Annotated in this window: 14 protein-coding genes and 1 pseudogene; 1 reads left to right on the top strand and 14 read right to left on the bottom strand. The window is 71.9% G+C overall.

Annotated elements, in window-relative coordinates; translation table 11 throughout:
• Positions 1-10: 10 nt before the first annotated feature.
• The 6 genes from MBSD_RS00115 to MBSD_RS00140 form a co-directional block, all read right to left on the bottom strand.
• Positions 11-574: a hypoxanthine-guanine phosphoribosyltransferase gene (locus tag MBSD_RS00115; protein ID WP_062533906.1), complete on the bottom strand. Its 564-nt coding sequence runs from the start codon at positions 572-574 to the stop codon at positions 11-13.
• On the bottom strand, positions 571-1593 hold the full coding sequence (nagZ, locus tag MBSD_RS00120) for a beta-N-acetylhexosaminidase (protein ID WP_062533908.1): 1023 nt from the start codon (positions 1591-1593) through the stop codon (positions 571-573). Before nagZ ends, MBSD_RS00115 begins: the two co-directional genes overlap by 4 nt.
• Entirely contained in the window at positions 1587-2105 is a 519-nt protein-coding gene (locus MBSD_RS00125; protein ID WP_062533910.1) for a CYTH domain-containing protein, read from the bottom strand. Before MBSD_RS00125 ends, nagZ begins: the two co-directional genes overlap by 7 nt.
• The gene (gene rlmD / locus MBSD_RS00130) at positions 2105-3400 is read right to left on the bottom strand and encodes a 23S rRNA (uracil(1939)-C(5))-methyltransferase RlmD (RefSeq protein ID WP_062533912.1); all 1296 of its coding nucleotides are present in this window, start codon (positions 3398-3400) and stop codon (positions 2105-2107) included. The genes MBSD_RS00125 and rlmD overlap by 1 nt, the downstream gene beginning before the upstream one ends.
• A 65-nt stretch (positions 3401-3465) precedes the next feature.
• Positions 3466-4071, bottom strand: a complete 606-nt coding sequence (locus tag MBSD_RS00135; protein WP_062533914.1) for a YdbL family probable chaperone protein — start codon at positions 4069-4071, stop codon at positions 3466-3468.
• 192 nt (positions 4072-4263) lie between these two features.
• A complete protein-coding gene (locus tag MBSD_RS00140) occupies positions 4264-6291 on the bottom strand; it encodes a translocation/assembly module TamB domain-containing protein (RefSeq protein WP_062533915.1) in 2028 nt (675 codons plus the stop codon).
• A gap of 46 nt (positions 6292-6337) precedes the next feature.
• Here MBSD_RS00140 and MBSD_RS15075 point away from each other — a divergent pair, with 46 nt between their 5' ends.
• Entirely contained in the window at positions 6338-7051 is a 714-nt protein-coding gene (locus MBSD_RS15075; protein ID WP_062533917.1) for a response regulator, read from the top strand.
• Here the strand turns inward: MBSD_RS15075 and recO are convergent.
• The 8 genes and pseudogenes from recO to MBSD_RS15670 all read right to left on the bottom strand — a co-directional run.
• Entirely contained in the window at positions 7048-7758 is a 711-nt protein-coding gene (recO, locus tag MBSD_RS00150; protein ID WP_062533919.1) for a DNA repair protein RecO, read from the bottom strand. The genes MBSD_RS15075 and recO overlap by 4 nt on opposite strands.
• A 73-nt stretch (positions 7759-7831) precedes the next feature.
• The gene (gene era / locus MBSD_RS00155) at positions 7832-8746 is read right to left on the bottom strand and encodes a GTPase Era (RefSeq protein ID WP_062533920.1); all 915 of its coding nucleotides are present in this window, start codon (positions 8744-8746) and stop codon (positions 7832-7834) included.
• On the bottom strand, positions 8743-9399 hold the full coding sequence (gene rnc, locus MBSD_RS00160; RefSeq protein ID WP_062533932.1) for a ribonuclease III: 657 nt from the start codon (positions 9397-9399) through the stop codon (positions 8743-8745). The genes era and rnc overlap by 4 nt, the downstream gene beginning before the upstream one ends.
• Positions 9400-9403: 4 nt before the next feature.
• Complete coding sequence (locus tag MBSD_RS00165) at positions 9404-9784, bottom strand: DUF4845 domain-containing protein (protein WP_062533923.1); 381 nt, start codon at positions 9782-9784, stop codon at positions 9404-9406.
• A gap of 40 nt (positions 9785-9824) precedes the next feature.
• Complete coding sequence (gene lepB, locus MBSD_RS00170; protein WP_062533934.1) at positions 9825-10628, bottom strand: signal peptidase I; 804 nt, start codon at positions 10626-10628, stop codon at positions 9825-9827.
• A 37-nt stretch (positions 10629-10665) separates the two neighbouring features.
• Positions 10666-12459 (bottom strand): translation elongation factor 4, encoded by a 1794-nt coding sequence (gene lepA / locus MBSD_RS00175; RefSeq protein ID WP_062533926.1) that lies wholly within the window; start codon positions 12457-12459, stop codon positions 10666-10668.
• Positions 12460-12578: 119 nt separating this feature from the next.
• A complete protein-coding gene (locus tag MBSD_RS00180) occupies positions 12579-13970 on the bottom strand; it encodes a DegQ family serine endoprotease (protein WP_237071702.1) in 1392 nt (463 codons plus the stop codon).
• Positions 13971-14187: 217 nt separating this feature from the next.
• Positions 14188-14595 (bottom strand): annotated as a pseudogene (locus MBSD_RS15670) (hypothetical protein); the annotation flags it as partial.

The following is a 14595-nucleotide window of genomic DNA, read 5'->3' on the forward strand; positions in this document are numbered from 1 at the left end:
TCCGCGCTTCTCAACCCTCCCCGCTCGCTTCCCGCAACGCATAGATGCCGGGCAGGTTGCGCCCCTGTTCGTGGTAGTCCATGCCGTAGCCGAAGACGTAGCGGTCCGGCACCTGCACGCCGACGAAATCGGCGGCCAGGCCCGGCACGCAGCGGTCGTGCCGCTTCTCGCACAACACCGCGATCAGCACGCGCTTCGCGCCCTGCCCGGCGCACCAGTCGCGGATCGCGGCCAGCGTGTAGCCTTCGTCGAGGATGTCGTCGACGAGCAGCACGGTGCGTCCGGCCATGGCGACGCGCGGCCGCTTGATCCATTGGAGGCCGGCGCCCTGCGTGGTGCCGCGGTAGCGGCTGGCGTGCACGTAGTCGAATTCGAGATCGGTGCCGATCGCCAGCGCCAGCTCGCCGGCGAACACCAGCGCGCCGTTCATCACCGGCAGGAACACCGCGCGCTCGCCGGCCAGCTTCTCGGCGATCTCGCGGCCCATGCGCGCGATCGCCGCCTGCAGCGCGGCGTGGTCGTGCACCAGTTCGGCCGCGCGCAGCGCGTCGGCCAGGGCGGGTTGCGCGTTCATGCGTGGGTCTCTCCGGTGGCGGAGCCGAGCGCGGCGAGGCGGGCGACGAAGCCGGCGCGCTGCGGATTGTCCTCCAGCGACGCCCAGCTCGAGGCGACCGCGCCGCGCAGCGTCGCCAGCCGCTCCGCATCGCAGGGCGCGCGGCCGCGCACCGCGGCGAGCGACGCGTCGGCGAGCGCCGGACTGCACGCCAGCACCAGGTCGCAGCCGGCGTCGAGGTGGGCATGGATGCGCGCGGCGATGCCGCCGGCGGATTCCGCCGCGGCCATACCGATGTCGTCGCTGAAGACGACGCCGCGGAAGCCCAGCTCGCCGCGCAGGACGTCCTCGATCCACACGCGCGAATAGCCCGCCGGCGCGGCGTCCACGGCCGGATAGGTCACGTGCGCCAGCATCACCGCCTCGGCGCCGGCGTCGAAGCAGTCGGCGAACGGCACCAGGTCGGCGGCGCGCAGTTCGTCCAGCGTGCGCGGATCGACGGCGGCGTCGAAGTGAGTGTCCTCGGGCACCGAGCCGTGGCCGGGGAAATGCTTGACGGTCGCCGCCATGCCGGCGAGACGCATGCCGCGCAGGTAGGCCTGCGCCAGCGCCGACACCGCTTCCGGGTCGGCATGGAAGGCGCGTTCGCCGATCGCGCGGTTGCCGCGCGCGAGGTCGACCACCGGCGCGAAGGAGAGGTCAACGTCGATCGCGCGCATCTCGCTGGCCATCACCCAGGCGTGCTCCTCGGCCAGCGCGATCGCGGCCGCGGGATCGCGGTCGTACAGCGCACCCAGCCGCGCCAGCGCCGGCAGCCGGGTGAAGCCTTCGCGGAAGCGCTGCACCGGCCCGCCTTCCTGGTCGACGCAGACCAGGAAAGGATCGGGACGCAGCGCGCGGATGTCGTCGATCAGCGCAGTGACCTGCTCGCGCGAGGCGAAGTTGCGCGTGAACAGGATCACGCCGCTCACCGCGGGCGCGGCGAGGCGGCCGCGCTCCTCGGCGGTGAGTTCCTTGCCGGCGATACCGACGATCAGCATGCAGTGGGTTCCTCGCGTTCGGCCGCGCTCCAGCGCGCGTAAGGATGCCGTATCAGGTTGACGTTGTAATAGCGCGCCTCGGCGCTGACTTCGCGGCCCAGCCACGGCGGGCGCGGATGGGCGGCGTCGGCGCGCGGCAGCTCCAGCTCGGCGACCACCAGGCCGGCGTTGGCGCCGAGGAACTCGTCGACCTCGAAGGTGTGGCCCCCCACCGGCACGTAGTGGCGGATCTTCTCGAGCACGCCGTCGCACAGCGTCGCCAGCATGCGCTCGGCGTCTTCCCGCGGCAGCGCCAGCTCGTATTCCTGGCGCTCGATGCCGAGCGTGGCCGACTTGATGTTGAGCCGGGCGTCCGCGCCGGCGATGCGCACGCGCACCGAGGCGCGCGCCAGTCCCGCCTCCAGCGCGGCGGCGCCGACCAGGTAACCTTGCGCCATGCGCTCGCTGCGCCTCGCCTCGGCGCGCCACGCATCGCCGACCACGAGGAACTTGCGCTCGATCTCGATGGCCATCAGGCGCGCTCGAACAGGGCGATCGACTCGACGTGCGCGGTGTGCGGGAACATGTCCATCACGCCGGCGGCCTCCAGGCGGAAGCCGCGCGCGGCCAGGATCGCCGCGTCGCGCGCCAGCGAGCCCGGATGGCAGGACACGTAGACCACGCGCCGCGTCGCCGCGCCCGGCAGGTATGCCAGCGCCTGGTCGGCGCCCGCGCGCGGCGGATCGAGCAGCAGCTTGTCCCACGGCTGGCGCGCCCACGCCGCGCCGCGCTGGTCCTCGAACAGGTTGGCGGCGTGGAAGGCGGCGTTGGCGATGCCGTTGCGCGCGGCGTTGGCGCCGGCGCGGCGCAGCAGGCCGGCGTCGCCCTCGACGCCGGCGACCTCGCCGGCGCGGCGCGCGATCGGCAGGGTGAAGTTGCCCAGTCCGCAGAACAGGTCGAGCACGCGCTCGCCGGGCTGCGGGTCGAGCAGCTGCATGGCCAGCGCGACCATGCGCAGGTTCATGCCGGCGTTCACCTGCACGAAGTCCAGCGGCTCGAACGCCAGTTCGACGTCGAACCCGGGGATGCGATAGCTCAACGCCACGCGCTCCGGCCACAGCGGATGCACGCTGTCGATGCCGCCGGGCTGCAGCAGGATGGCGAAGCCGTGCGCCTGCCCGAACGCGGCCAGCGTCGCGCGATCGCGCTCGCCGAGCGGTTGCAGGTGGCGGAACACCAGCGCCAGCGCGTCGTCGCCGGCCGCCACCTCGATCTGCGGGATCGCGCGCGCCGCCTCCAGCGTGCCGATCATCGCGCCGAGCTCGGCCAGCCTCGGGCCGAGCGCGGGATGCAGGATCTCGCAGCGGCCGAGGTCGGCGACGAAACGCGGATCTTCCTCGCGGAAGCCGACCAGCACGCGCCCCTTCTTGGCGACGTGCTTCACCGACAGCCGCGCCCTGCGCCGGTAGCCCCAGGGTTCGTCGGCCAGCGGCGGCAGCCAGCGGCGCGGCTGCAGGCCGCCGATGCGTTCGAGGTTCTCGGCCAGCACGCGCTGCTTGGCGGCGATCTGCGCCGCCGGCGCGAGGTGCTGCAGCACGCAGCCGCCGCAGATGCCGAAATGCGGGCAGCGCGGCTCGACGCGATCGGGCGAGCGCGCCAGCAGTTCGTCCACGGCCGCCTCGTCGAAATTGCGGTGGCGGCGGCGGATGGCGATGCGCGCGCGTTCGCCCGGCAGCGCGCCGGAGACGAACACGGCCTTGCCGTCGACGCGGGCGACGCCGCGGCCGTCGTGGGTGAGATCGATGATGTCGACTTCGGGAGCGGTCATGCGGAGAAACGAAAAGCCCGGGCGGCGTGGCCCGGGCTCGTGGCAGGCTTGCCGCGCCGGCGCGCTTACTTGCGCTTCCAGGCGCCGGACGCGTCCTGATAATACCAGCCGGCGTGGGCGCGCTCGACCCAGGTCCTGGCGAAGGTCTTGCGGATCTGCGATTCCCATTCCGGATGGCCGTTGGCGGCGGCGATCGCGCGGTACAGCGCATCGCGGTCGGCGTTCTCGGCGGCGACCGTCGGCTGCAGCTGCGCGCGCTGCGCCAGCGGCGCCGCGGTGGCGTCGCGCACGGCGACGCTGCCGTCGTTGGCGAAGCCCACCGCGCCGCTGTCCAGGAAGCCCTGCAGCGCGCCCTGGAAGCGCGCGGCCATGCGCGCGCGGATCGTCTCGATCTCGGGCGTCTTCAGGTTGAGGTCGGGCTCCGCCGCCTGCGCGGCCGGCACCACGAAGTCGAGCAGCGCGCCCAGCGCACCGCCGCCCTTGTCGCCCTCGGGTTTGGCCGGCTTGGCGGGCTCGGCCGGCTTGTTCTGCTGCGTCTCCGGGCCGATCACCTTGTCGACGAACTGCTGCGCGGCCTTCTCCGCCGCGGCGGCGGGAAAGTACACGTTGATGGTGACGCAGCCGGCCAGCAGGGCGAACGCGGCGGCGAGCGTGACGACGGTCTTGCGCATGAGGTTTCCTCCCTTGGGAAGATCCAAACGAGTCCGTCCCGGGACTTGTTCGGACGTCGCCGGCCCGGCGCATGCCCGGACCGGCTCCCGCGAATCCGATGCCTGCGTATTCGATTCGCGAGCAAACCCTCCTGGTTTGCGGAACCCCTGAACGTCGTTCGGAGGTTCCCTTGGAACGGATGGCCCGGCCGGTCACTGGATCACCGGTGCGCTGCCCGAGGCCGCGGCCTTGACGCGCGCCACCAGCACCGGCCAGTCCACCTGCTGCTGGTGACCGACCACCTTGATGTACGGCAGGCCGCGACCCTCGACGATAGTGTAGCCGTCATTGCCTGAATCCACTCCGCCCATGCGGCAGACGTTGTCGCGGAGCACGCAGCTCAGGCCGATGCGCCGGTAGCCGAAGCTGTCGAACAGTTTCAGCACGCGCGCCTGCAGGCCGGCGACGAAGCCGCCGCCGCCGATCTCGGTCAGGCTCTTCACCGCGCGCTGGCTGATGCGCCCGCCCCGATCGGCGTGCAGCTCGGCGTCGAAGGCGACCGGCGACCATTGCAGCAACTTCAGGCCGGCGATGCGGCCGTCCATGCGGCCGGTGATCTTGCCGACGTCGAACACGCCGGTGAGTTTCTCGAGGTCGATGTCGCGCAGCGCGATGTCGGCGTCCAGCACCGGCACGTCGCCGAACGGATGCTGCACGCTGAGGTCGGTGACGTCGACGAAGCCGTCGAACACGTTCAGCGACAGGCCGCCGGCCAGCTCGACGCGGTCGTCGACGTAGCGCAGCGAGGGGATCGCGCCGCCCAGCTTGCCCTGGAATTCCGGCCAGCCCAGCGCGCGGCACAGCGCCGGCATGTCGACGCCGGCGACCGCCAGCGACAACGCCACGCGGCCCGGCGCGGACGCCGCCGGGCGCAACGCCAGCGACTGCAGGTCGAGCGTGCCCTGCAGCAGCGGCACCTGTACCGGCGCCACCGTCTGCAACTGGCCGTCGCGGCCCTGCAGGCGCATCTGTCCCGCGCCGAGCGGCACGCGGTACAGGCGGATGTCGCGCCAGGCGAGCGTGGTCGGCGGCCGCGCGGCGCGCGCCTCCCAGTCGATGCCGCCGTCGAGCCCGCCGAGCGCGATGCGGCCTTGCGCGTCGACGACGTCCACCGCGCTCGCCCGCAGCTGCAGCCGCACCGGCTCGCCGTCGCGCAGCGCCACGCTGCCGCCGAGACGGCCGGCGGTGCGCAGATCCGGGTAGCCCATCGCGGCCAGCCAGCCCTGGCCGTAGCGCGCGTAGGCGGCCGGCAGGTGCGCGTCGAAGCGATCGAGATCGAGCGCGGTCAGGTTGCCGTCCGCGTCGAGGGCCAGGCTGCCGTTCAAGGCGAGCGCGTCGCCGTCGTCGTAACGCAGGCGCTGAATCTCGACGCGGCCGTGGCGCAGCCGCGCCTGCACGTCCAGCCGCGCCGGACGCGACGGCAGCTTCGCGTACAACGATCCCAGCAGCAGCTCGCCGCCGCGCACGCGGCCGTCGACGTCGATGCGCGTGCCATCGCCGGTGCTGTCGAAGCCGACGCGCGCGCTCAGCCCCAGCGCCTGCCCGGCCACGGCGCCGCTGCGCGAGTCGAAGCCGGCGGCGCCGATGGCGAGATCGCCGGTGGCGCGCACGCCGTCGTCCAGCAGGTCCAGCGCGATGTTGCCGTCGGCGCGGCCGCCGCCCAGCCGGCCCTCCGGCCACGCCGCCGCCAGCACGCCCTGCAGCCAGGCGAGCGGCAGGCGCGTCAGCGTCAACTGCGCGTGATTGGGCTGGTCCAGCGGCATCGCCGCGCGCAGGCTGGCCGCCGACTGGCCGACGGTGACCGCCAGCGTGTCGTTGCCGGGGTCGGCCAGCAGCACCACGTAGCCGTCGCGCAGCGCCTGGCCCGGAGCGCCCTGCAGCGCCAGGCCGCCGTCGAGCTGCCAGCGGTCTCCGTCCAGGCGGCGCACCGCGACGTCGAGACGCACGCCGACGTCCTTCCAGCCCAGCGCCGGCACGGTGGCGCGCGCGGCGTGCAGCCGCAGCCGCGGCGCGCCCTGCGGGTCGGCGACCAGCGCGGCCTCGATCCCGGTCATCTCGAGGCCCGGCAGGCGCAGCGCGTCGGCGCCGACGACCAGCCCCGCGCGCGCCACGGGCAGCCATGCCAGCGCGAGCAGCGCCAGCAGGTAGCGCGTCGCGATGGCGCTTGATCCCCGCCTCATGCCGCGCCATTCTGCCAGAGCGGCACCGAACGCCAGGGAAACGGCCATGTCCGACGCACCCACGACCCGCCTGCTGCTCGCCGAGGACGATCCCGTCAGCCGGCGCTTTCTCGCCGACGCGCTGCACGGCCTCGGCTGTGCCGTGGACGCGCATGGCGACGGCGAGGCCGCGCTGCGGGCGGCCCGCGACACACGCTATGCGCTGCTGATTCTCGACCTCGGCCTGCCCGTGCGGCATGGTGCGGCGCTGCTCGCGGCGCTGCGCGCGGACCCGCGGGCGGCGTCGCGCGACACGCCCGCCGTGGCGACCAGCGCGGAGCTGGACGCGGCGCGAAGGCGCGAACTGCTGACGCTCGGCTTCGCCGCGGCGCTGGCCAAGCCGCTGACGATCGACGCGCTGCGCGGCATGCTGCGGGACATGCTGTCCGCGCACGTCGCCTCGCCGCTGCTGGACGACGAGGGCGCGGCGGCGGCGAGCGGCGACGCCGACACGGTGCGCGCGCTGCGCCGGCTGTTCGCCGGCGAACTGGCCGCGCTCGCCGGCGAACTGGACGGCGGCACGCTGGCGGGCGCGGCGCTGCGCGACCGCCTGCATCGCATGCGCGCCGGCGCCGGCTTCTGCGGCGCGACCGCGCTCGACGAGGCCGCGGCCGCGCTCGCCGCCGCGCTGCGCGACGGCGACGGCAATGCGGACGCCGCGCTGCAGCGGTTCCGCGCCGTGCTGCAGGCGACGCGGGACGCGCTCTCCGCCATGGGCTAACGGTGCCGCAGCGCTTCTCCCAGCACCCGCCACGCGCGCAGTTCGCCGCCGCCGAGGTGGGCGGCGATCACCGCGCGCATCATCCGCCGCAGCGCGGCCAGACCTTCCGGGTCCGGCATGCGGTCGGCGGCCAGCGCCAGCAAGTCGGCGCCGCGCACGCGCGGGCCGGGCTGCCCGCGCCATGGCTGCGGCCCCTGTTCGGGCAGGTAGACGTAGTCGGCCTGCGGCTGCAACGGCGTCTCGTCCTCGGCCTGCCGATCCAGCAGCAGGCCATAACCGAGCGCATCGAGCAGGTCGCGCTCGAAACGGCGCAGCGTCCACGCCAGCGATTCGCCCGCGGCGAGCCGGCCGAGCGCCAGCGCGTAGGCGCCGAACAGTTCCGGATGGCTGTCCTGGCGTGCGACCAGCCGCACGACCAGTTCGTTGAGGTACAGACCGGCCAGCAGCGCGTCGCCGGCCAGGCGCTGCGGCGCGCCGGCGGCCTCCGCGCCGGCCAAGGTGCCGAGCTCGCCGCGCATGCGCCAGGAAAGCGCCAGCGGCAGGAACGGCTCCAGCTCGGCGCGCGCCAGCCGCGCGCGTTCGCCGCGCACGCCGCGCGCCACCAGCCCGACGCGCCCGTGGTCGCGGGTCAGGCATTCGAGCAGCAGGCTGGTCTCGCGGTACGGCCGCGCGTGCAGGACGTAGGCGGGCTGCTGGTCGATGCGCATGAGCGTGTGAAGAACAAGGGTGGGGAGTGGGGGCAGCCCTTGCGGAAACTGCTCCTTCCTCCTCCCAGCCCCCTCAATCCGTATACCCGAACTGCCTCAGCGCCGCCTCGTCGTCGGTCCAGGCCTCGCGCACCTTGACCCACAGACGCAGGAACACCCGGCGCTCGAACAGCCGCTCCATCGTCTTGCGCGCGCCGCTGCCGATCGCCTTCAGGCGTTCGCCGCCGGCGCCGATCACGATCGCCTTCTGGCCCTCGCGCTCGACCCAGATCACCGCGTGGATCTCGGCGACGCCGTCCGCGCGGTCCTGGAACTGCTCGATCTCGACCGTGGTCGCGTAGGGCAGTTCGTCCTGCAGGCGCAGCATCAGCTGTTCGCGCACCAGCTCGGCGGCGAGGAAGCGTTCGCTGCGGTCGGTGATTTCCTCCTCGCCGTACAGCGGCGCGCGCTGCGGCAGCCGCGCCAGGATGCCCTGCTCCAGCGCGTCCAGGCCCTGGCGCTTCAGCGCGGAGACGAAGTAGACCTCGTCGAACGGGTGCTGCGCGACGACGCCGGCCACGAACGGCAGCAGTTGCGCCTTGTCGCGCAGGTCGTCGACCTTGTTGACGGCCAACAGCCGCGGCACGGCGCGTTCGCCCAGTGCGGCGTACACCGCCGCGTCCTCGTCGCCCCAGCGGCCGGCCTCGACCACCTGCACCGCCACGTCGACCTCGGCGATCGCCTGGTGCGCGGCGCGGTTGAGACTGCGGTTCATCGCGTGCTTGGCGCCGCGATGCAGGCCGGGCGTGTCCACGTACAGGATCTGCCCCTCGGGCCGGGTGGCGATGCCGAGGATGCGATGGCGCGTGGTGTGCGGCCTTGGCGTGACGATGCTCAGCCGATAGCCGATCAGCGCGTTCAGCAGCGTCGACTTGCCGACGTTGGGCCGCCCCACGAGCGCGACCATGCCGCAGCGCGGCGGGACTGCCGTAGACGACGTCTGGTTCATCGCTGCAACCGCTGCGGCAAGGCGGCCAGCGCGCGCTCGGCGGCGGCCTGTTCGGCGGCGCGGCGGCTGCCGCCGCTGCCCTCGAAACGCATCGCCTCGGGTTCGGACAGCACGCAGGCCACCTCGAAGGTCTTGGCATGGTCCTCGCCGTGGCTGGCCAAGAGATCGTACTGCGGCAGCGCGCAACCGTGCGCCTGCAGCAGCTCCTGCAGGCGCGTCTTCGGGTCCTTCTCCGACTTGCCGAGCGCGGCGACGCGCGGCGCGAACAGCGCCCGGATGGCCTCGCGGGAGGCGGCGTAGCCGCCGTCGAGGTAGACCGCGGCGAGCAGCGCCTCGAACGCGTCGGCAAGGATGGAGTCGCGGCGGAACCCGCCGCTCTTCAGCTCGCCGGGGCCGAGCCGCAGCGCGTCGCCCAGTTCCAGCTCGCGCGCCACCTCGGCCAGGCTGGGGCCGTTGACCAGTTGCGCGCGCAGCCGCGACAGCTCGCCTTCGCTCGCCTGCGGGCGCGCCTCGAACAGCAGCTCGGCGACGCACAGGTTCAGCAGCGCGTCGCCGAGGAATTCGAGGCGTTCGTTGTTGGGCCGGCCGGCGCTGCGATGGGTCAGCGCCAGCGCGGCCAGCGCGGGATCGCGGAAACGGTAGCCCAGTTTCAGCACATCAGTCGCCGCCGCCCTGGAGCGAAACCGTCTTGGTGAAATGCACCAGGAAATCGACGTTGTAGGCGAAGGGAATCTGCTTGTCGTAGGTCACGGTCAGCGTGCCGCCGTTGCCCTGCTGGTCGAGCTTGATGTTCTGCGGCTTGACCGTGCCGTCTTCGACGTACTGGAAACTGAACTTGTACAGCAGGTCGCGGCGGATCTCGTCCTGCGACTTGTTGGTCACGCCGGGTTCGCTCGCCACCTGGTTCATCGACTTGACCACGCCGAAGTATTCGACGTACGCGGGCACCAGCTTCATCGCGGCATAGGCGAACACGCCCGCCACCGCGAGGATCACCAGGAAACCGATCAGCGTGATGCCAGTCTGCCTGCTCTTCATGCGCTCCACCCCTGCCGCACGCGCGGCGCTGCATGTTCGTTCACTTGACCACGGTGCCGATGCGGCCGAAGTCGATGCCGTGGTCCACCCCCTTCCAGCTGAACCAGATCAGGAACGCCTTGCCGACCAGGTTCTGCTCCGGCACGCAGCCCCAGAAGCGGCTGTCGAGACTATTATCGCGATTATCGCCCATGGCGAAATAGCAGTTCTGCGGCACCCGCCACGTTCCGTCCCGGCTCTCGCCGAGGCCGGGAATGGCGATGATGCGGTGATCGACGCCGTCCAGGTGCTCGATGCGCACCACCGCGCCGGCGCGTTCCAGCATGCGGCTCTCGGCGTCGCCGCCGGCGTAGGGGCCGATCGGGTCCTGGATGATCGGCTTGCCGTTGATGAACACCTTGTCCTCGCGCACGGTGACTTCGTCGCCTGGCAGGCCGATCACGCGCTTGATGTAGTCCTGGCTCGGGTCCGGCGGATAACGGAACACGATCACGTCGCCGCGATGCGGCTCGCCGGTGGCCAGGATCTTGGTGTTGAACGCCGGCAGGCGCAGGCCATAGGCGAACTTGTTGACCAGGATGAAGTCGCCGACCAGCAGCGTCGGCATCATCGAGCCGGACGGGATGCGAAACGGCTCGGCGATGAACGAGCGGAACACCAGTACCGCCAGGATCACCGGGAAGAACGAGCGCGCGTAGTCGACCAGCACCGGCTCGCGCGGCGTCTCGCCGCGCGCGGCCGCGCGTTCCAGCCGGCGCCGGTGGAAGAACAGCCGATCGATCGCCCAGACCACGCCGGTGAGCACGGTCAGCGCCAGCAGCAGCGCGGCGAAATCGAAATCCATGCCAAACAGCTTCATGCGTTCCGCTCCCGTCCCGGCCTTACTTGGAGTCCACCTTCAGCACGGCGAGGAAGGCCTCCTGCGGGATCTCCACCCGGCCGACCTGCTTCATGCGCTTCTTGCCTTCCTTCTGCTTCTCCAGCAGCTTGCGCTTGCGCGTCACGTCGCCGCCGTAGCACTTCGCCAGCACGTTCTTGCGCAGCGCCTTCACCGTCGAGCGGGCGATGATCTGCGAGCCGATCGCGGCCTGGATGGCGACGTCGAACATCTGCCGCGGAATCAGGTCCTTCATGCGCTCGACCAGCTCGCGGCCACGCCGGTCGGCCTGCGAACGATGCACGATCAGGCTGAGCGCGTCCACGCGGTCGCCGTTGATCAGCACGTCCACGCGCACGAACGGACCGGTCTGGAAGTGCAGGAAGTGGTAGTCCATCGAGGCGTAGCCGCGCGACACCGACTTCAGCCGGTCGAAGAAATCCAGCACCACCTCGGCCAGCGGCAACTCGTAGCTGATCTGCACCTGCGTCGCCAGGTACTGGATCGAACGTTGCACGCCGCGCTTTTCCTCGCACAGCGTGATCACGTTGCCGATGTAGTCCGGCGGCGTGAGGATGTTGGCGACGATGATCGGTTCGCGGATCTCGGCGACGTTCTGGCTCGGCGGCAGCTTGGCCGGATTGTCCAGCTGCAGCACCGAGCCGTCGGTCAGCAGCACCTCGTAGACCACGGTCGGTGCGGTGGTGACGAGGTCGAGGTCGTACTCGCGCTCGAGGCGCTCCTGCACGATCTCCATGTGCAGCAGGCCGAGGAAGCCACAGCGGAAACCGAAGCCCATCGCCTCGGAGGACTCCGGTTCGAAGAACAGTGCGGCGTCGTTCAGGCGCAGCTTGTCCAGCGCCTCGCGCAACGCCGGGTAGTCGTCGGCGACCACGGGGAACAGGCCGGCGAACACGCGCGGCTGCATCTTCCGGAAGCCCGGCAGCGGATGCGGCGCGGGCGCCGCCGCCAGGGTCAGCGTGTCGCCCACCGGCGCGCCGTGCACGTCCTTGATCGAGGCCGTGACCCAGCCCACCTCGCCGGCGCCGAGCTTGTCCTTCGGCTTGCGCTTCGGCGTGAACACGCCGACCTGGTCGACCTCGTGCGCGCGGCCGGTGGACATCACCAGGATCTTGTCGCGCGGCTTGATCTCGCCCTGCATCACGCGCACCAGCGAGACCACGCCGAGGTAGTTGTCGAACCAGGAATCGATGATCAGCGCCTGCAGGCGGTCGGTGTCGCGCGGCTTCGGCGGCGGGATGCGGGCGACGATCGCCTCCAGCACCTCCTCGACGTTCTGCCCGGTCTTGGCGCTGATGGCGATGGCGTCGGCGGCGTCGATGCCGATCACCGCCTCGATCTCCTTCTTGACGCGCTCCGGGTCGGCGGTGGGCAGGTCGATCTTGTTCAGCACCGGCACCACTTCCAGGCCTTGCTCCACCGCGGTGTAGCAGTTGGCCACCGACTGCGCCTCGACGCCCTGGGCGGCGTCGACCACCAGCAGCGCGCCCTCGCAGGCGGCCAGCGAGCGGCTGACCTCGTAACTGAAGTCGACGTGGCCCGGCGTGTCGATGAAGTTGAGTTGGTAGACCTTGCCGTCGCGCGCCTGGTACGGCAGCGACACCGACTGCGCCTTGATGGTGATGCCGCGCTCGCGCTCGATCGGGTTCGAGTCCAGCACCTGCGCCTCCATCTCGCGCGCCTCCAGGCCGCCGCAGATCTGGATGATGCGGTCGGCGAGCGTGGACTTGCCGTGGTCGACGTGGGCGATGATGGAAAAGTTGCGGATGTGGTCCATGGAACGGCGCGGCAGGGGGAAGGCGGGCGCAGCGAAGCACGCTTCGGGCCGCCCGCGGGCGGCCCGAAGCGGGGATTATCGCATGAGCCGGGAGCCCGGCGCGCCGGGCCCCGCCGCGATCAGCCCTGCTCCTTCGGCACGGTGATGGCGATGAAGCTGGTCGCCTGGTCGCGGCGCACCAGCAGCATCACCGAATCGCCGGGCTTGACCCCCTTGACGGCGTCGTTGAACGCCGCCGCCGAGCCGATCCGCGTGCGTCCGACCATCAGGATCACGTCGCCCGGCTGCAGGCCGGCGCGGCGGGCGGCGGTGCCGGCCACGCGCGCGATGCCGACGCCCTCGCCCGGTTTCAGGCCGAGGCGCCGGCGGTCCTCGCCGCTCAAGTCCTGCACCACCAGGCCGAGCGGGTTGCCGCTGACCGCGGCGGCCTCGGCCGCCGCCAGCGACTTGCCGTCGCGCGGCAGTTCGCCGACCGTCACCTCGATGCTGCGCTTCCTGCCGTCGCGGAAGATCTCCAGCGTGGCCTTGCTGCCGGGCCGCGTCGCGCCGACCAGCGGCGGCAGGTCGGCGGGGCCGTCGATCGGCTGGCCGTTGTAGGCGAGGATCACGTCGCCGAGCTTGACGCCGGCCTTCTCCGCCGGACCGCCCGGATTGATCACGCTGACCATCGCGCCCGCCGTGTTCGGCAGGCCGACGCTCTTCGCCAGCGCATCGGTCACCGCCTGGATCTGCACGCCGATCATGCCGCGGGTGACGTAGCCCTTGTCCTTGATCTGCTGCACCGCGTTCATGGCGATGTCGATCGGGATCGAGAACGACACGCCCATGTAGCCGCCGGTGTTGGAGAAGATCTGCGAGTTGATGCCGACCACCTGGCCGTCGAGATTGAACAGCGGGCCGCCGGAGTTGCCGCGGTTGATCGGCACGTCGGTCTGGATGAACGGCACGTACTGCTGGTCGCTGGCGCCGAAGTTGCGGCCGACCGCGCTGACGATGCCGGCGGTGACCGAATGGTCGAAGCCGAACGGCGAGCCGATCGCCACCACCCACTGCCCCGCCTTGAGCTGGTGCGAGTCGCCGATGGTCACCGTCGGCAGGTTGCTGGCATCGACCTTCAGCAGCGCGATGTCGTACTGCGCGTCGGTGCCGACCACCTTGGCGGTGAATTCGCGGCGGTCGGACAGCTTGACCTTGACCTGGTCGGCGCCGTCGACGACATGGTTGTTGGTGAGGATGTAGCCGTCGCTGGAGATGATGAATCCCGAACCCAGCGAGAAACGCTCGTCGTCCTGCTGCGGCGGCACCGGGATGCCGAAGAAGCGCCGGAAGATCTCCGGCACCTGGTCGTCGGGTCCCGGGCCGGCATCGGCACGGTTGCGGCTGTCGTAGGTGGCCTGCACGTTGACCACCGCCTTGCCGTTCTTCTCGACGATGCCGGTGAAGTCCGGCAAGCCGGCGGCAAAGGCGCTGGCGGCGAGCAGCAGCAGCGCGCCCAGCGTCGCGAACCGCATGGTGAACCTTCTCATTGCATGGACCTCCTGATGTGCCATCCGCCCGCGCACCGGCGGCGGACTCCTTGTCGGGCAAGGAACGTGGAATCAAAGGATGCAGCCGACACGCGTCCGCTGCACAGACTTCGCCGGCCGTGCGGGGTTCCCGGCCGGCGCGGCGGCGCCGCGCCGCACGGCGCGCGACGGCGCGGAACGGCCGCGGCACCGCGGCCTCGGGTCACCGGCCGTCCGGCGTGTCCGTTGCGGCCGATGCCGCGGGCGGCGGCGCGATCAGCAGCAGATAGGGCGCGGCGCCGCCCTCGCCCGCCGCGCCGGCGGCGCGCGCGCGGCGGGCCAGATAGGGCTGGAGGTCGCGCGAATAGGCCACCGGCCGCACGAAGTCCAGCGGATCGTCGGTGATCGCGGCGGCCGGCTGCGCCAGCATCGGCGGCGCGAGCGGCGTCAGCAGCGGCGTCTGCACCGGCGTGCCCGCGACCGGACCGGTCGCGGGCGGATTCGGCGCCTCGGCGAGGCCGGGTCCCGCGGATATCGGCGCGGAACCGGGCTGCACCAGCACCAGCGCGGCGACGGCGACGCCGGCCGCGATCGCGCCGCCGGCGCTCCAGCGCAGCCAGCGCCTGCCGCC

The organism is Mizugakiibacter sediminis (assembly GCF_000953855.2).
GTDB lineage: Bacteria > Pseudomonadota > Gammaproteobacteria > Xanthomonadales > Rhodanobacteraceae > Mizugakiibacter > Mizugakiibacter sediminis.